This window comes from Bacillus cereus group sp. BfR-BA-01383, assembly GCF_022663495.1.
Taxonomy (GTDB): Bacteria; Bacillota; Bacilli; order Bacillales; family Bacillaceae_G; genus Bacillus_A; species Bacillus_A cereus_AU.
The window spans coordinates 1-18719 of record NZ_JAKUFP010000027.1 but is presented as its reverse complement, the minus strand read 5'-3'; the positions used below and the strand labels follow the sequence as shown (position 1 = coordinate 18719).

Genomic DNA, 18719 nt, shown 5'->3' with positions numbered 1-18719 from the left:
AGTTCCGAGAACCGTAGAAAAACAATAAAAAAACGAGTATGGGATCGTAAACATTTCCTACTCGTTTTTTATTGCTATCTTTACTTTCTATCTACTTTATTTTTTAATACACACTAATTTCATTTCTGTCATTTCTTCTATTGCATATTTAATTCCTTCACGCCCCGTGCCACTTTCTTTCACACCACCGTAAGGCATATGATCTACTCTGAACGTTGGAATATCATTTATCATGACACCACCAACTTCAAGCTCATCAATTGCACGCATAGCTTTAAACAAATTATTTGTAAACAATCCTGCTTGTAGACCGTAACGTGAATTATTTACTCGCTCTATAGCCTCATCGAATTCTTTAAATGTATTTACTGTCATTAACGGACCAAATACTTCTTGGCACTGTACAGATACATACTCAGGAACATTTGTTAATACCGTTGGTTCAAAAATCCTTTCATCAAGCTTCTTACCACCGTATAAAACAGTTGCTCCTTCCTTAATAGCTTCTTGTACCCACATTTCAATTCGCTCTACATCTTTTTTCGAAATTAAAGCTGATACATCCGTTTCCTCAATCATCGGATCACCAACAACAACTGTTTCCATCGCTTTCTGTAGCTTCGAAAGAAATTCATCTATTCTCTTTTCATGTACAAAAACACGTTGTACCGAAATACAAACTTGTCCATTATTAACAAATGCGCCCCATTTTACACGTTCAATGATCTCATCTGTTAACTCTACATCTTCATCAATAATAACAGCCGCATTTGATCCTAATTCTAACGTAACCCGTTTTAATCCAGCCTTTTCCTTAATTCCAATTCCAACTTTCGGACTTCCAGTAAAAGTAATGGAGGCAACATCATTATTTTTAACGATTGCCTCGCCAACAGTATTTCCGGCAGCGATTGCAGGTCCGACTTTATGCGCTACTAAATTTAATGGGAAATTAAATGGCGTAATAGCTCCTATAACCCCTATCGGCTTTCGAATTGTATATGCAATACGTCCATCTGCACCAGGTGCTGCGTCGAGTGGTAACGTCTCACCATATATACGCTTCGCTTCTTAAGCTGCAAATTTATACGTTTGAACAGTACGATCTACTTCTCCCCTTGCAGCACGTATCGGTTTTGCAGCTTCGTTTGCAATAATCTCTGCAAATTCTTCTCTTCTTTCATCCATTTTTTGCGCAACCTTCTCTAATATAGTCGCACGGTCGTATGCAGATAATTTATTCATCTTTTTCATTGCATTTTTTGCAGAAATAACAGCCTCTTGAACATCTTCTTCCGTTCCTTGTGCAATTTCCGCTAACGTTTCTTCAGAATATGGTGCATATAATGGTTTATATGTGTTTACTGACTTCCAATCTCCATTTATATATAAATGCTTTTTCATATTTCTTCCCCTTCCAAATATATGTATACAATAATACTTCACCTAGTGAAAGGTAAGACTTATGTAATTGTATCATAGCCCCTATTCCACCAAAAACATTATGCTCAAAAAAACTCTGCCATATAGCAGAGTTTACGAACTAATTTGCTCTTGTAACGAAATTTGTTTTTCATCTTCTAAAATAACAATCGATTCTACTGTTTTTGTAACTTCTAATCTCTTAATATAGCGTCCATCTAATTCTTTCACACAAAACTTATAGTTTTCAATTTCAATGGAATCCTCTTCAGCAATCTCTATATTCTTCGTTAAAATCCAACCACCGATTGTATCAACACCATTATCATCAATCGCTAAACCTAATAACGTATTCACATCACTAACAAGTACTTTCCCCTCTAGTATCGTTTTCGTTTCACTAACTTGTTGAATTTCTGGCTGTTCATCCGTATCAAACTCATCTTGAATATCTCCAACAATTTCTTCCAAAATATCTTCAACAGTAACAAGTCCAGATGTACCACCATATTCATCTATCAATATAGCAATATGCGTTCTTTCTTTTTGCATTTTCAAAAACAAATCATGAATTGGGATAGAGTCGATAACTAAAATAATTGGTCTAATATATTGTTCTACTTTCTTTTTACTAACAGCTCTATGTTGCACAAAATCTGTAAAAATATCTTTAAAGTTTACAAAACCTATTACGTGGTCTTTATCGCCATCAACAACTGGATACCTCGTATATTTTTCCTGAGACATTTTTTGCAAAGCTTCTTCAGCAGGCATTTCTTTACTAATAATATGCATCTCAGTTCGAGGTACCATTATTTCTTTTGCAATACGATCATCAAACTCAAAGATCTTATTTACATATTTATATTCAGACTGATTAATCTCTCCATTTTTATAACTTTCTGAAACTAATAACCGTAACTCTTCTTCTGAATGAACCTCATCGTGTCCTTTCGGTGGTTTCAACCCTAGCAACTTCGTAATGACTCGGGCTGATCCATTGAGGATCCAAATAAACGGGAATGCAATACGATAAAAGAAAATTAACGGCTTAGCAACAAACAAACTTACTTGTTCAGCTTTTTGAATCGCAAATGTTTTTGGGGCCAATTCCCCTATTACAACGTGTAAAAAAGTAATAAACAAAAACACTAATGTTACAGCAAAAATGTCTGCAAGTTGAGTGGAAATATTCCAATTTGCAAAAAGCGTGTCAAACATTTGCTTTAGCGCAGGTTTACCAAACCACCCAATCCCTAGAGCTGTAACTGTTATTCCTAACTGACAAGCAGATAAATATTCGTCTAAGTTTGTAATGACTGTTTTGACCGATGTTGCGCGATTATTTCCTTCTGCAATTAAAGAGTCAATTCGTGAACTCCTCACTTTAACAATTGCAAATTCTGCTGCAACGAAAAATGCCGTTAAGGCAATTAAAACAATCACTATACTTATACTATATATGTCCAAATACTTTTCCTTACTTACAGTGTAAGCAAGGAAGCCACCTCCTACTTAATTTTATTCAAGTGAAGTAAGCATTCTAATACTCTAACAAAATTCTACATTAGCAACCACCTTTTTATATATTATATGCATACATAAAAAAGATATTTATCATTATGATAATCTAATTCATTTACCCCCGTCAAATCAAATTATTCTAATTATTAAGACAAAAAGCTTCTATATAAACGATATATTCTTCACAACTTAATTTCGTGAAAAAACACTTTCTTTGCCGATTCCACACTTCTTTTGTCACACCAGAAGGGAACTTACCTCCTAGATCGAAATCATTCAATAGGATACATATAGGAGGGATTATTTTGGAATATAAAACACCATTTATCGCAAAAAAATTAGGTGTTAGCCCAAAGGCTGTTGTCCGGATTGCACAACAATTAAATCTTACGATAGAAAAAAATAAATATGGTCACTTTATTTTTACTCAGGAAGATTTAAATCAAATGTTAGAATACCATCGTTCTCAACTGGAGCAGTCTCAAAACTCTCAACCTACTCACACAACATCATCAAATAATGTTGAAGAATTAAAAACTCAAGTAAGCACAATTGTTCAAAACTCATCATCGAATGGTTTCGAGCAATTTGCTTCTCAATTAAACACAATTACGAGAAGGCTCGATCGTATGGAAGAGCAAATGCAAGATAAGGCAAATGATGTCGTTACGTACCAACTCTTACAACATCGCCGCGAAATGGAGGAAATGTTAGAACGAATTCAAAAGCTAGAAGCTGCCCTCAAAAAAGAAGAGCCTATATATATTACCCCTGATTCAAAACCAACATATGAAAGAGAAAAGAAGCCAAAACGACGTAAAATGATTTTTAGTATATTTGGATTATGAATTTTAGACCCTTATTAAAACAATAAGGGTCTTTTTTCATGAAGAATGATATCAAATAAAAATATCATTCCCTATACTACACATATTCACATCGCTTTATTTTGTTAACGTAATATTCTTACTGTATTCTGCAATTAATGCCTGCGCATGAGCATTCCCTTGAATAACATCGCGAAATTCTTTTAAAGAATACAAGTGCGTAACCCCTTTTCGAGCATGAATTCGTACTGGTACACCTTGTAAAGTATCATGAAACTGAAATGGATTATCTATCGGTTCAATTGGAAAACCGAGTGTTAATAAATACATATACATTCTTTTTGTAACTGCTGCAATATACCATTCCGCTTTTGTTTCTAACGCATGCATAAATAAAATTGCTGTTAACCTTTTGAAATGCCCTCTTCCACGAGACGTTTTCGCAATACTTAACTTGCCTATTTCATACACATTTTTCAAATCTTTCACTAAATCATTTTTAGAAAACGGATAGAAAAACTCAGAATTTGATTGTTCGGGTACCGTATACTTAATACATTCGACTGTACCTATATGATGTTCATCTTCTATTAATAAAAATCGTGATGGATTTAAATTACGTTCTACAAACATTAAGTTTCTTTCTTCACAAAAATCTCCCCATAGTTGCTCGAACCAAAAATGTTCTTCCTTTGTTTGAACACGCTGGAACATATTTACCCGCCTTTCCCATCGTCGCTCTGTTTTGACAACGCTTTCACAATCTATCATATAAGAACAAACCTTCGTATGCAACTAAAAATATTTATGACTTATTATATTCTGCAAAATAAATTAAATTCCACCTTAATCATCTCTTATCTTACATGTACAGTTCTTTTAACAAAATTTGTGTATCACTATAAATTCAAATCACTTCATGCATCCTTCCATACAGCATATAATTCTTCTTAATCTAAAAGAAATCCTTTATGAAAAAGGATTTCTTTTACTTCTTTATGCTTTTTAACCATTTCTCAAAAATTTGTACCATCCCATGTTTTCCAGCTAATTTCTCTTCACCTTGTTTCGTCTTATATGGATATAATTGCAAGAAAATACCGCATCCAGATTCAATTTTTTTACTATGCATATGACTTCCTGGATATACACAAATCACTTCATAAATTGCCCTTCGATGAAAAACGCGCTTTCCATTCTGTTCTTCTACATACTTTATAGACCAGTACTTATACATTTGCTCAGTTGCTTTCGTATTTCCAACGTGCTGAAAAATATTGTACATTGGGCTATACTTCACTTCAATAATAATAGAAGATTTATATGTGTATTTCCCTTCTTCCTTTACATAACAATCTAAGCGAATATCTGGTTTCTTCGTATCCTCTCCATTATAAAAATTACTCTCTTTACTTAATGCAATAAGAGGGTGTGTTTCAATTAAGTCATTAAATGCAACATGTATCTTTATGTCATCTTGATGTAAAACTACTGTCGTTCCATCTTGTAATCCATCTACATAAAAATGTTCTTGTATTTGTTCACGAATGGAATTCTGAGCTTCAAAACCAATTTGCTCTAAAATTGAAATAACGATAAAAAAAGCGTAATATTCATATACCAAAAACGTTGGTTTATATACAAATAATAAAGATGGGGATTGATCTGTATATTGTGGAAGTAAGTCTAAATGCTGCAGTAATTGTTGATGTGGTATAGGTAAATCGTATGAGTTCATGTTACCCGTTTCAGAAACTTCTCTCCAAAATGGAGAATACATTAAAGTTTTAAAGAATTGTACACTTTCATGTACAATATGCGCTAATATTTTATACTCTTGTATTTTCACAGAGCTTTTCCGTACATCCGCTTCTTTTAGTAAATGTATATTTTTATATTTTTGCTTCTCTCTATCGGTCACTGATCCATTTCGCTCAATTGTTTGCATAATCGTTTTGACAGCTTGAAATTCTTCAGATTTTTTCGTTTTTGCTCTTTCTAATATTTCAATTGTTTGACGTAAGAAACTTTCGGCTTCAAGTAAGTACTGATAAAATTGCATCGCTTTAAATTTAAGAAATGCATTTTCTTTACTATTTTTATGTTCTATAAATTTACGATTATAATATTTTGCATAAAGTTTTTTTTCCGCCATTATAGTTCCTTTTCGCGTTACCTTCCGCTCCTTTGTTTCCCATTTATATTCGTGTATAAATTTTGAGCTCGATTCTATCTTCTTAAAAATCTGCTTAATCTTTTTCATTTTTTGCGGCAACTTTCTAAGTAACACTAAATAAGAAGAATCTTCAATATCACTAAGTGCAGAGAAAGTCTTTTTATAATAACCTCTATCTAAAATCAACTCATTTAAAATTGACTTTACATAGGTTTGAATCATTTCAAATTGATCATCAAAAAAATTTTTGGGAACAACTTGAAAAGCACCATAATACGTTTTATCTTCTATACGCACTTCAAAGTGATATAAACCACAACGCCATGGATAAAAAAATTCCGTTTTTCCATGTTCATATATTAATACCTTTTGTTTTTTTTCATTTATTTCGTATTGTGACTCTTTTATATTTTTCTGCCCTTCATATACTTTATTCCATACAAAAGTAATATTCATTGGACTTTCATAATGGTAATACAATCTTATCGGTTTTAATTCTTGTATTTTATAAATACATTGGACTAATGCAGTAGTAGATGTGCAAAGACGATTTAATAAAATATAATCCCCTTTTCCCTCTGTTCCAATGATTAACTTTAATACAAAAGGGAGCGTTTCTCTCGTATCAACGATTTCTGTTTCATACCGATCTTCATTTCGCATATCCATACAACTCCAGTTCTCTACGTTTTTCTCTTATATATGCCAAAGAGTGTTCAAATGTAGAGACTCTGTTTGCAAGTGGAGATTGTAAAAGCGGTACTAAAGTCGCTCCCCTTTTTACTTCTTCAGAAAATAAAGTGCCAACCATCATTTCAGTCCCTCTTAATTTCGTCAGTACACGTTGCTTTATTTGTAAATCAAAGCCCTCTTCTCTACTGATCATGTAGGAATGATTATTTTGGAACGGTATATTTTGCAAGTATGCAGCAATGGCATTTGCACATCGAAAAGAAATTCCCTTTGATGCATCATGTGAGGACAATACGACATGCAACTTATCTAATAGCTCTAGCTCTTCCTCAGAAAACACCTCAATCATCGCTTTATTTCTGATCCAATTTATCCGAAATTCTCCCGCTGTTACTTTCAAAGGTTGTTGTGATACAACTTTATCTTGTTCCATACACAGCTCACAAAACGGAATCTTTTGTAAAGTTATTAAATTTGTTCGGTCTAATAATCGATCGGAGAGCTCTTTTGTTGTTTCATCAAAATTCACAGTACCTACAAATAAAATATTTTCTCCAATTTCAATTGTTGATGGAATTTGGTTTACTGTTTCCTGCGCACCCTCATACAAATTCAAAATGCGATTTTGATTTTCAAGTTGAAGAACAGATAGAAAGGGAGTAAACCAATGCTCGATATGTGACATATTCATTTCATCAAAAACTATTATATACAATTGATTTTGATTTTCTTTTGCCTTCATTAACGTTCTAACTAGCTTTGTTTCACTTTCAATAAAAGTACCGTTTGGATGAAGATATCCAAGCAAATCATGTGGTTCTTGGTATGAAGGAGAAATAGGAATCCAAATCAATTCTTCTCCATACTGTAATCCGAGTGCTTCTGCATAAGCTTGCACAAAACGTGATTTCCCAACGCCCGGTATTCCACCGAGAATTGTTAACATATTTGTTTTTACACTGATATGGAAATTATAAATATCCGTTTCATCCAAATATAACCCTTTATTACGCACCATACTTTGTACATACTGTAAAAAGTATGACTCACGCTCATCCCATTCCCATTCATCCTTTTGTACTTTTATATCCTCTATTTCAACTAACTTACCTTCTTCAGTCATTCGTTTTTTTAATTGCTCATACACTTGATCACTTACAAAATACAATTTGTCTTCTACCGCTATCTCTACATACTTCAACCAGTCATTGAAGTCTATATATTTACATTCCCGCTTCTGTTCAAAATACGCTATTGAACTAATTGATGACTTTAATGATATATTTCCATATAACCTTCCATCTTGCCACAATAATTCAGGAGGCTCAAAATCTTTCGGGAATTTTGGTAAAAGAAATGATAAATAGCCATTACTAAGTTTTCGTTCTAAAGACTCTCTCTTTTTATTGTCTGAAACTTTTGGTGCTGGAATCATTTTATATCCAGTTGCTATTTCTCGCGGTTCTTCTGTACATATTAACTCCACATATATATTTCCTCGTTCATAATAGAGACGAAACATAACCAATTGCTTTTCTAATTTTCTCTTCTTTAATTCCAAAAAGATTTTTTCATTCTTTTTATTGCTACATAATCCTTCGAATACATAATGTTCATTTTTAAATTGCTCTTGTAAAGTGAATGGTACCGGTGATAGACATTGTACAAAGAAATTTTCTCCATTCTTCTCTCTCTCCACTTTTGTAAATTTTCCGACAAACCTCATATAGTACATTCGTTTTATAAAACTTGGCTGAAGAGCTTTATGTAATTTCACCTTAGTCACCTTCTTTTTTCATACTATTCTTAGTGTATGAAAAAAAAGAAAAACTAGAAATAAAAAACCTGACGTTATCCGCCAGATTCAAAAATAAAACGTATATTAATGAGAAGGAAATGCTTTTTTCTCTTGTAAAATAGCATTATGAGCAATTTTCATTTTAGCAAGTACATATCGTAATCGATCTTCAGCGTTTTCATCTTTATTTTTCTGTAATTCCGCTAAATTCTCAACAGAACTCGCTAAATTTTCAATCACTCCTCGCAGTTCAGGATGATGATTAAAAAAAGATTCTTGTACTAATACTTTCCTTAACTCACTTGCTAAATCACTTATTCTAGACAACTGTTCTTTTTCTTCCATTCTCATCCCTCCTGAATATCTTATGTATTAAATATTCTATAAACTAAGAAAAAAGCCCTTTAAATTTAAAGGACTTTTACAACTTTATATTTCCTGACATTAACATATAAATTGACGTGATAGCTGCAATAACAATTGCCCACATCACATATCTCTCAATACCTACAAAACAACGATTCCCTTTTTCTTTTCTTGCAAACATATACACGAGAATCCCAATACCATATACAATTGAAACAAGCAGTAAATTCTTTAAACCAGCTGCGTAAATGAGCCATACAGAATATACAGAAGCAATTAAAGCTAATAAGCCATTTTTCACTCTCGCAACTTCCAGCTCTTTCGTAATGACTAATTTCAATTGATATAAAGCTGATAATAAGTACGGCAGTAATATAGATGTTGACGCAATAAAATACATAATTTGATATGTCGATTCTGAAAATAGAACGATTATAAATATAATTTGGGCAACGATATTTGAAATCCATAATGCCATATGCGGTGTTTGCTTCTTATTTGTTTTCGTGAAGACTTTCGGGAATACTCCATCTTTCCCTGCTACGTGAGAGATTTCAGAAACAAGTAAAAACCAGCCAATTAATGTACCTACTAATGAAGCAACTAAACCAATGTTAATCGCAACTGCCCCCCATGGTCCCACAACATGTTCTAATACATGTCCCATTGAAGGAGTTTCTAACACTGAAAGTTCATTTCTCGTCATAGCTCCCATTGATAGCACCGAGATTAAAATATAAATAGACATAACTAAAATTAATCCAAGTACTGTCGCTTTTCCAACATCTCTGCTATTTTTAGCTCTTCCAGATAACACAACTGCTCCCTCGACCCCAATGAACACCCAAAGAGTTACAAGCATTGTATTTTTCACTTGACCAAGTACAGAGGAAACTGAGATTGTTCCTTCTCCCCAAAAGTCATGTGTAAATGTATCCCAACGAAACGCTGTTACCATTACGACAATAAATAATAAAATCGGAACTAATTTCCCAATCGTTGCGATAACATTCATAATGGAAGCTTCACGGATTCCAAATAAGATAAGAAAATGAAGTGTCCATAATAAAAGTGATGCACCAACGATAGACGCAACATTATTCCCTCCTTTAAAAATTGGGAAGAAATAACCTAATGTGCTAAACAGCAACATAATTGTTGCGACATTTCCTAATATTCCTGCCAGCCAGTATCCCCAAGCACTATTAAATCCAATATATTCACCGAAACCAGCACGTGCATAACTATAAATACCGCCCTCAAGCTCCGGTTTTTGTCTTGCTAACGTTTGATATACGAGCGCAAGCGGAATCATCCCCATCGCTGTAATACACCAACCAATTATTGTTGCACCACTATTTGCTCCTACTGCTAAATCATGCGGTAAACTAAAAACACCGCCACCAACCATCGTTCCAACTACTAATGCGATTAATGGAAAAAAACCTAATTTCTTTTCTATTTGTACCACCCCATCTGTCATTCTAGGTGCTATGTTCATTCAACTATTAAAGTCACCTTTTTCTCTAATAGACGTTTCTCTTATATTCTTTCAGGAAAACATTACTTATTCTAAAAGAAAATGAAGAAAAATGGAATACTTTTTTGAAAAAATGTATAAGTATGCACGAAAAAACCGTTCATTTTTGTTATGAACGGTCATTTCACACATATAAAATTGTATATTTTTTGTAAAATCAACGAAGCAACTGCTCTTTGTGTAAAAATTGTTTCGCTACTTCTTCACTACTTTTACCATTTACATTTACTTCATAATTCATTTTCCGCATTTCTTCATCTGTAATCTTTCCAGCTAATTTATTCAATATTTTTTCAAGTTCAGGATATTTCTGTAACGTCTCTTTTCTTAATAATGGAGCTCCTTGATATGGCGGGAATAACCCTTTATCATCTTTTAGCACTTTAAGTCCATATTGCTCCAATTCACTATCGGTTGAATATGCATCAATTACATTCACATCTCCCGATTGAATTGCACTATATCGTAGCTTTGGCTCCATCGTTTTAACATTTGAAAATTTATAGTTATATAATTTTTGTATTCCTTTATAACCATCTTCGCGATCAGCAAATTCTAATGTAAATCCTACCTTAGCTTCCTGCGCAATATTTCCTAAATCAGAAATTGTATTTATGTTATTTTGATCTGCTATTTTTTTCGGCATGGCTAATGCATATGTATTGTTGTACTCCATCGGTTGCAACATAACCATATTATATTTCTTTTCCATCCCAATACGAGCCTGCTCATATACTTCATCACGATTTGTACTCTTCGGCTCTTCTTTCACAAAAGTAGATAAAGCTGTGCCCGAAAATTCAGGATAAATATCTACTTCTCCTGATTTCAACGCTTCAAATACAAATGCTGTTTTCCCAAGGCCCGGCTTTAATTCTACGTGTAAATCTGTATCCTGTTCAATTAATTGCTTGTACATTTGAATTAATATTTCTGGCTCAGATCCAAGTTTGCCAGCAATAACAATATCTTTCTTTTGTGTATTCCAAAGAAATGGAGACACGACTACTACAACAATTATACACATCGTCACTATAACGCGCTTAGAGGAGCGTTTCGGGCTCTCTAGCATGCGAAGTACTATATCAAAGAATAAAGCGAGTAACGCGGCTGGTACGGCCCCTAAAATGATAAGCGCATGATCATTTCGATCGATACCAAGTAATATGAGTTTACCGAGCCCACCAGCGCCTATTAGAGCTGCTAATGTAGCCGTTCCAACAATTAATACCATCGCCGTACGAATACCTGCCATAATAATTGGTAATGCAAGAGGAAGCTCTACCTTCCACAACCTTCTCCAGCTATTCATCCCCATAGCTCTTGCTGCTTCTATTAGAGATTCATCTAATTCCCGTATTCCTGTATATGTATTTCGTAAAATAGGTAATAGTGCATACACAACTAATGCAATAATAGCTGGAAGTTTTCCGATTCCTACTAATGGAATTAATAGTCCAAGTAACGCCAGTGATGGCACTGTCTGCATAACCGCAGAAGTTCCTATTATAAATTCAGCCATTCGTTCTTTTCTCGTTAATACAATGCCAAGCGGCACCGCAATAATTACTGCAAAAAATAGTGAAATAAGCGATATTTGTAAATGCTCACTTAATGCACTCAGCAATTCCATTTTTCGTTCTTGGAACGTTTGAATAAAATCAGTCACTGATTAGCCTCTCCCCTTCATTTGTTCAACAATATAATTGACAATATGACGACTTGTTAACGCTCCAACATATTGACCATTTTCTACAACTGGCACTGACTCTTCACCTCGTAAGCGGACTAGTGCTTCTTGTAAAGGAGAATGTAAAGATAAAGCGGTTCCTTCTACTCGTGTACTATCATCTAGTGGCAATACATCTTCTATATTCATCCCCTCATACCAAGGTCGTCCACGATTTCCGATGAACTCCTCAACAAACTCATTTTTCGGATTATGTATAATACCTTCAGGTGTATCTAATTGAACAACTTTTCCTTCTCTCATTACACAAATTCGATCACCAAGTGATAATGCCTCTTGCATATCATGCGTTATGAACACGATTGTTTTTTGAATCTTTTTTTGCAATTGTACGATATCCTTCTGAAGCTGTTCCCTGCTTAATGGATCTAATGCACTAAATGGTTCGTCCATAAGAACGATTTTCGGATTTGCAGCCAATGCCCTAACGACACCAACACGCTGCTTTTGCCCTCCTGACAATTCATCGGGCATACGATCGCGATATACATCCGGATCTAATCCAACCATATGTAGCAATTCATCGACACGTGCTTTTATTTCCTCTTTGCTCCATTTTCTCATTTCAGGGACAACTGCAATATTTTCAGCAATTGTCATGTGCGGAAACAAAGCAATCTGCTGCAACACGTATCCTATATTCCAACGTAATTCGTTTATATTATATTGTTGAATATCTTTTCCATCGATTAAAATTGAACCTTCTGTCGTTTCAATTAAACGATTAATCATCTTCATTGTCGTTGTTTTCCCGCAACCACTCGGTCCAATGAGAACAAAAAATTCTCCTTTTTTAATTTCTAAATGCAACGAATCCACTGCTTTCGTGCCATCATCATACGCTTTTGACACATGATTAAATTGAATCACAAACACAACTCCTTTATTGTTGTTTCCTTTATTTTGATGGAATATGAGATTCATTTCAAATGATACGCTTTATTATATAAAAAAGAGCTCACATTTGAGCTCTAACGGTCGAACAATATTGTTTTCATTATAGCAGCATATTCACGTACATACATTTTTCTCTTAGAGCGCATTGGTGTTTCAGCAGCTAGTGCCTCCATCTTCATGCCTAAACGCTTTGCAATTATTTTCGTTCTATATAAATGATACGTATTACTTACAACTACCGCATGTTTCACATCATATAAATCCATACTAAACTTTAAATTCTCATACGTATTTGTAGATTGATCTTCTATTAAAATACGACTCTCATCTATACCATGTACCATTAAATAGTTTCTCATACTGTGAGCTTCCGGTATATCTTCATCTTCTCCTTGACCACCTGAAACAATTACTTTCGCTTCAGGATGGGAAAATAAATATTCCAATGCTACATCCAAACGTTTTTGAAGAGATAAAGACGGTCTATCTCCAAATAACTTTGCGCCTAATATAAGAACGTATGGAGAGTGATTACTCAATGTTTCACGAGCAACTTTCTTCATTCGAAACGTCATATAAATGATGTATAACGGAGGTAGTAATAAGATTATAAGCAATATCCATTTGTTCATAAATAAGTTTGCACTCCCTTTCTTTTTATTATATAGAAAAAGATAGGAAGGCAGAAGTACTTTTTATACGATTGATTTATTAGAAACGTTCGTCCCTACTTTACGTTGTGAAAGTACATAATAAATAGCAATTCCTAATGAAAAGATCAATATGCAGCTTAATACGTAAAAAGGAAGCATTACCCCAGCTTTAGATACACCAGCTGTAAACAGCATTAATAATACAATTCGTATTCCTGTACCAATTAATCGAAATAAGCTGTCTACACGTCCCATTACTTCGTTTGGAATTTCCTCCATCATCAATACATTTCTTGCCACTCTTGTACCCGCATTTCCAATTGCATGAAAAATTGCAAGTCCATATAACAACATTACGGAAGGTTCAATAATCATTGCGGTAATTGAAATTACATATATGAGCATCGTCATGACGATTGAAACTTCTGTCTTTATATATTTCATCATAATTGGAATACTTATTCCCGCAAGAACTGCTCCGACACCGTACATCATACCTTCTATTGCGTATACAGAGGCACTGGCTTTTAATATATCTGAAATATATACCGGGATTAAATAATTTGCCATCATAACACCGATAAACGGCATATAAGTCGCAAGTAAAAACCAAAAGAACTTCGGACGCTTTTGCATAAAGTGAATCCCTTCGAACAATTGCTTCTTAAATGTTACTTTCCTTTTCACTTCCTTTTTCTTTACGTACGGTATACATAAGAAAAGGAAGAATGCTCCTGCAAAAGTTAACATATCTACTAACAAAATCCATTTTAAAGAAATGATTTCAATAAGGAAGCTAGCAGCCGCTCCTGAAATAACTTGAGTTAACTGTCCTTGTATTTCCATTGTTCCACTTAAATTTTTATAATGTTCTGCTTGAAATATCTCTTGATTGAACGCAAATATTGTAGGATAAAATAATAAATAGTAAAATGACCCTGCTATATATATAAGAATATAGTGAATAGAATGATAAGGTTGCCCCGTAAATCCCCATATAGCCATCATTCCTATAACAACTATCCCAATACCTTCATTACATAATAATAAAGATTTTCTTGAAAAACGATCAATACTTTGCCCGATAAACGGTGTTAATAAAAACATAATAAGAGTTGAGATGATGGAAACATAACCGAACGTTGTCTCTCCTCCACTCTCTTTAATTAACAACCATGGAATCGTTATCATAACAATACCGGAACCAATAGCTGATAGACTATTGGCCCCTAGAATGAAATACAAGCGTGCATCTTTATACAGAGATGGCATATCACTCAACTCCTAATTGTTTTTTCACCTCTTTATATACACTCATATATGCTTTTAATTCTTTAACTAAATCATGAATTAATGGTTTTGCATCTTCTCCAAGTTCACCATCTTGTACATGAAGTCCATCAAGCACAACTTGTTTTGGAATTGCATTTGCGTATACACCTCTTGCAACAGTGCGCATACTATTTAACGCGTTTATTCCCCCTTTACCGCCTCCAGCAACTGCTAGCAAAGCGACAGGCTTATGAATGAATTCACTGCTACTTAAGTAATCTAACGAATTTTTCAGCGCTCCGCTCATCGCATTATGATATTCTGGTGTACATAGTACTACCCCATCTGCGGCTTTCACTAACGCTTTCAATTTTTTTACTGCCTCTAAATCACGTTGCGATTCTTCACCGTTATATAAAGGCAATTCCTCTACTGCTAAATCATATAACTCCCCTTCAAATTGATCTGCAATATATTTTGCCACCACGCGAGTTCTACCAAATTTTCTTGGTGTACCGTTAATAACGACTAGTTTCATAATCAATTCTCCCCTTTGTTTTCAAGTTCTATTTATATATTATCAGAAATTTCTTTATAAAACACAGTAAAAAGAGGGAACTACCTTGATAAAATAGTATGATAAACGAAAAAAGAACTCATACTTTCGTATGAGTTTCACACAATTATTTTGTTTCATCTTTATAATTCAGTGTATCAATGCTTTCATTAGCTGTAAAATGGTTATATACTTTTTCCGCCAATTTTTTTCGTTCTTCTGGTAATTCTATATATTTCATTACATTTTCTATTATTTTTTCGTAAGGAGTAAACACAATTCCTGGCCATTCTATCTCGTCTTCTGGATTACTATTTTCCGAAATAATAAACTTCTTGTTTGCAACTGCATAAGAAATGCGAGGTGTTTCAAGAATTCCTGATAAGTAAAAATGAATATTCAATATAATTTTAGACCTAGCAATCAACTCATTTCTAACAATTCCCCACGCATTATTTTTGAAAACAATATTTAAATTCGGGGCCACTATTTTTAATTGATCAAAAATAGCTTGTCGCCTCGGATTAAGAGCACCTATAAACAGGATATCCATATCTTCAGTAATCTCATCTTCAAATGCATCTTTTTTTATTTTCAAAGTTGGGGCATAGTTCATTCCTACATGTTTTATTTCTTTTCCTACCCCTTTTCTTTTTAACCATTCTATATTTTGTTTACTATAATCCCAAATTTCCTTACCTTTTAATAGTATTAAATAAAGTGGATGTGCATATGGACTGCCTTCATATAACTGTTCTAAGTTATAAATAATTGCATCTTTAGGAAGGAGATTCGGGTTAAATGCATATGTATGTGCTCCAAAAACAACCGTGTTTTTTACATTTTCTAGTATTGTTTCTGATATAATTACTGTATTTCCCTCCTGCTCCAATCGCCATTTCAACGCTCGCGCAACATCTATGAAACTACCATATGTCTTCGGGCATATGAAGAGACAATAATCATATTCTTTATTCAAAGAAGCTTCCATTAACCTTAGATTATTTTTATATAAATCTACATCCGGGTGTTTAGCTAACAATTCATTTGCATATTTTTTTGCTACTTTATATAATCCAGCATAATAGGCAGCAATGCACCTTCTTAATTCAATTCTTTGCCGATGCTCATCCGATACATCCATATCTAAAAGAAGATTTGCGATACAGTACGCTTTTAAATGATCACGGTCATAATAATAATCTAGTAGTGGCATCAATTCTTCGTACGTATTTCCATGCACCGATTCCCCTAGTTCAATAGCCCATCGTATTAATTCCATGATTACTCCACTACTCTTTTAAACGAAAATGTATTTAATAAAATTTCGCATTATTCTCTACCGTGTTTGCTATATGCAACGGTAGCTCTTCTTTTATCGATTCCAAATACTTTTGTGACATTGCACCTAAATGTTTTTTATGAGGTATATAGAAAGCACTTATAGAAATTTCATAGTCAAATAAGTAATCATACACATGATAATCTACAAATAGAAGATCATCTTTTGGAAAAGAAACTTCCTTCCCTTGCAGGGCATACATCAAAGCAATATTATTTTGAGATTTTAGTCGATACATTCTTGCAAGTTGGTATAATGGCTCAGCTCGAGTTGGTCTATATTCCCATGCTTTTTGAAAATAAAAAACGGCTAATGCCACATATTGCTCTTCCTGCTTCTTAGCATTTTCTTTTTCATCCGCATCTGTTACTTCATGTTGTTTATTTGCTGAACGGTTTGCTAACTGTTCATAACAAATTCCTATTCGTAATAACGAATAGAATACCTCTTCAACCCATCCTCCAGCATCCACTCTTTTCTTATACCATTTAATCGAATCTTCAAATTGATTTAAATGATAATAAGTTTGAGCTAAATAAAATAAATATCTTATGTGCAAATCTGGCGTTGTTTCTGGGTCATTTATCCCCTGTAACAACAACCTCTCATCTCTTTCAAATTTATCCCCCTTACTTCCACCATCCCCGGGATCATTAACGACAAGAGTCTCTAATCTAGCTACTCTCGTATTATAATTCGCCCCAACTTTTGAACGATCTATATCCCAATACTCATGAGTAACACCGACAGATTTCCATGGTAAAGAAGCTTTTAAAAGACGTGTAAGCCAATATTTAATATGAATATCATATTGCAATGTAAGATAATGATCTTCAGTTAAGCTCGTTTTATCAAAATCAGGACCAACTTCTAATATCATATCCGCATCTAATATTAATAAATAATCTGCTTCTGGATATGTTTTTTGTGCTAATGAAACAGCTAAACTTCTGTTATAACCAAAGTTTTTAAACGGCTCATGATGAACTGTTCCCGGTATCTCATTTTCCTTACACCAATTTTCAATAATTTCAGGTGTATTATCAGTCGATCCAGTATCACAAATAGAAACAAAATCTACAATGGATTTCGTTGCAGTTAAACATCTTTCCATAATTCTAGACTCATTTTTAACAATCATACAAAGACATAGCTTTTTTTCTTCTTTTACATTCTTCACCTGCTCATTTCCCATTTAACCACCCCATATTTTATTAACACGCTCTTCTCATATGTAACACCATTAAATGACTACACCGATGACATAATCATCCTTTTACTATTTATGAAAACTTCATTTTATTTATTCGTATTTTTAAAATTGAACATCTTTTGATCCTATACTTTTAATTTGATACAATCGGTGCAAATTAACGATGGGTGATTAGTATTTTAAAATTAGGATTTTCTTAAACTATGTATAATAAAACCTAAAATAAAAAAGAAACTTGTACATAAGCACAAGTTTCTTTTCAAAAATCATTTTTTATTTTTTCACAACCTCATGTCCACCGAACTGATTACGAAGAGCTGAAACTACTTTTCCGTGGAATGTACCATCTTCTTGAGAACGGTAACGCATAAATAATGACATTGCGATTACTGGTGCCGCTGCTTGAAGTTCAAGTGCAGTTTCAACAGTCCATTTCCCTTCTCCTGATGAGTTCATTACACCTTTAATGCCATCAAAGTTTTGGATCTTCAGCTTCTCCACATTACAAGTTATGAGGCATGAAACAAGAATTGAAGAACTATATTCACTACTACAAGCAGATTAAAACCAAATGAAAAGACATGAGTCCGGTTCAATACGAGGGCACTGAAAAACTCCATTTAGTTCCACTTGGCGAGATATTCGACGATTGAATCGTCGAATATCTCGCCTTTTTAATTTATAATAGAG

At 33.7% G+C, this 18719-nt stretch carries 14 protein-coding genes and 2 pseudogenes; 1 reads left to right on the top strand and 15 read right to left on the bottom strand.

All coding sequences use genetic code 11. The features are described from left to right. Positions 1 to 96: 96 nt before the first annotated feature. Positions 97 to 1404, bottom strand: a pseudogene (locus MR065_RS20195) (aldehyde dehydrogenase family protein). A 132-nt stretch (positions 1405 to 1536) separates the two neighbouring features. Continuing rightward, positions 1537 to 2892: a hemolysin family protein gene (locus MR065_RS20190; protein WP_242214889.1), complete on the bottom strand. Its 1356-nt coding sequence runs from the start codon at positions 2890 to 2892 to the stop codon at positions 1537 to 1539. Positions 2893 to 3251: 359 nt separating this feature from the next. On the opposite strand from MR065_RS20190, the gene racA reads away from it, so the two are divergent. Beyond that, entirely contained in the window at positions 3252 to 3794 is a 543-nt protein-coding gene (gene racA, locus MR065_RS20185; protein WP_097906044.1) for a chromosome-anchoring protein RacA, read from the top strand. A 96-nt stretch (positions 3795 to 3890) separates the two neighbouring features. Here the strand turns inward: racA and MR065_RS20180 are convergent, their stop codons facing one another. From MR065_RS20180 to MR065_RS20120, 13 genes and pseudogenes are all read right to left on the bottom strand, one after another. Further along, positions 3891 to 4487 carry a hypothetical protein gene (locus MR065_RS20180; protein ID WP_242214888.1) on the bottom strand — a complete coding sequence of 199 codons (597 nt, stop codon included), beginning with the start codon at positions 4485 to 4487 and terminating at the stop codon, positions 3891 to 3893. Positions 4488 to 4761: 274 nt separating this feature from the next. After that, positions 4762 to 6612, bottom strand: a complete 1851-nt coding sequence (locus MR065_RS20175; RefSeq protein WP_242214887.1) for a hypothetical protein — start codon at positions 6610 to 6612, stop codon at positions 4762 to 4764. Then, complete coding sequence (locus MR065_RS20170) at positions 6602 to 8419, bottom strand: AAA family ATPase (protein ID WP_242214885.1); 1818 nt, start codon at positions 8417 to 8419, stop codon at positions 6602 to 6604. The genes MR065_RS20175 and MR065_RS20170 overlap by 11 nt, the downstream gene beginning before the upstream one ends. Positions 8420 to 8524: 105 nt before the next feature. Continuing rightward, positions 8525 to 8785: a LemA domain protein gene (locus MR065_RS20165; protein ID WP_097906040.1), complete on the bottom strand. Its 261-nt coding sequence runs from the start codon at positions 8783 to 8785 to the stop codon at positions 8525 to 8527. Between the two features lie 76 nt (positions 8786 to 8861). After that, entirely contained in the window at positions 8862 to 10289 is a 1428-nt protein-coding gene (gene arcD / locus MR065_RS20160) for an arginine-ornithine antiporter (protein ID WP_097906081.1), read from the bottom strand. Positions 10290 to 10503: 214 nt separating this feature from the next. Next, positions 10504 to 12015, bottom strand: a complete 1512-nt coding sequence (locus tag MR065_RS20155; protein ID WP_242214884.1) for an ABC transporter permease/substrate-binding protein — start codon at positions 12013 to 12015, stop codon at positions 10504 to 10506. 3 nt (positions 12016 to 12018) lie between these two features. Then, the gene (locus MR065_RS20150) at positions 12019 to 12966 is read right to left on the bottom strand and encodes an ABC transporter ATP-binding protein (RefSeq protein ID WP_242214882.1); all 948 of its coding nucleotides are present in this window, start codon (positions 12964 to 12966) and stop codon (positions 12019 to 12021) included. A gap of 101 nt (positions 12967 to 13067) precedes the next feature. Next, positions 13068 to 13625 (bottom strand): YdcF family protein, encoded by a 558-nt coding sequence (locus tag MR065_RS20145; RefSeq protein ID WP_242214881.1) that lies wholly within the window; start codon positions 13623 to 13625, stop codon positions 13068 to 13070. Positions 13626 to 13688: 63 nt separating this feature from the next. After that, positions 13689 to 14918: an MFS transporter gene (locus tag MR065_RS20140; protein WP_242214880.1), complete on the bottom strand. Its 1230-nt coding sequence runs from the start codon at positions 14916 to 14918 to the stop codon at positions 13689 to 13691. A 1-nt stretch (position 14919) separates the two neighbouring features. After that, the gene (locus tag MR065_RS20135; RefSeq protein ID WP_071709518.1) at positions 14920 to 15456 is read right to left on the bottom strand and encodes an NADPH-dependent FMN reductase; all 537 of its coding nucleotides are present in this window, start codon (positions 15454 to 15456) and stop codon (positions 14920 to 14922) included. Positions 15457 to 15601: 145 nt separating this feature from the next. Continuing rightward, positions 15602 to 16756: a CgeB family protein gene (locus tag MR065_RS20130; RefSeq protein WP_242214879.1), complete on the bottom strand. Its 1155-nt coding sequence runs from the start codon at positions 16754 to 16756 to the stop codon at positions 15602 to 15604. Positions 16757 to 16790: 34 nt separating this feature from the next. Then, complete coding sequence (locus MR065_RS20125) at positions 16791 to 18011, bottom strand: tetratricopeptide repeat-containing glycosyltransferase (RefSeq protein WP_242214878.1); 1221 nt, start codon at positions 18009 to 18011, stop codon at positions 16791 to 16793. 291 nt (positions 18012 to 18302) lie between these two features. Beyond that, a pseudogene (locus tag MR065_RS20120) lies at positions 18303 to 18503 on the bottom strand (hypothetical protein); the annotation flags it as partial. Between the last annotated feature and the right edge of the window lie 216 nt (positions 18504 to 18719).

Bases quoted from the DNA above. Each gene is read 5' to 3' on its own strand.
- MR065_RS20130 (WP_242214879.1), bottom strand. From the start codon at position 16,756: ATGGAATTAATACGATGGGCTATTGAACTAGGGGAATCGGTGCATGGA.
- MR065_RS20125 (WP_242214878.1), bottom strand. From the start codon at position 18,011: ATGGGAAATGAGCAGGTGAAGAATGTAAAAGAAGAAAAAAAGCTATGT.
- MR065_RS20140 (WP_242214880.1), bottom strand. From the start codon at position 14,918: ATGCCATCTCTGTATAAAGATGCACGCTTGTATTTCATTCTAGGGGCC.
- arcD (WP_097906081.1), bottom strand. From the start codon at position 10,289: ATGACAGATGGGGTGGTACAAATAGAAAAGAAATTAGGTTTTTTTCCA.
- MR065_RS20180 (WP_242214888.1), bottom strand. From the start codon at position 4,487: ATGTTCCAGCGTGTTCAAACAAAGGAAGAACATTTTTGGTTCGAGCAA.
- MR065_RS20165 (WP_097906040.1), bottom strand. From the start codon at position 8,785: ATGGAAGAAAAAGAACAGTTGTCTAGAATAAGTGATTTAGCAAGTGAG.
- MR065_RS20135 (WP_071709518.1), bottom strand. From the start codon at position 15,456: ATGAAACTAGTCGTTATTAACGGTACACCAAGAAAATTTGGTAGAACT.
- MR065_RS20145 (WP_242214881.1), bottom strand. From the start codon at position 13,625: ATGAACAAATGGATATTGCTTATAATCTTATTACTACCTCCGTTATAC.
- MR065_RS20175 (WP_242214887.1), bottom strand. From the start codon at position 6,612: ATGCGAAATGAAGATCGGTATGAAACAGAAATCGTTGATACGAGAGAA.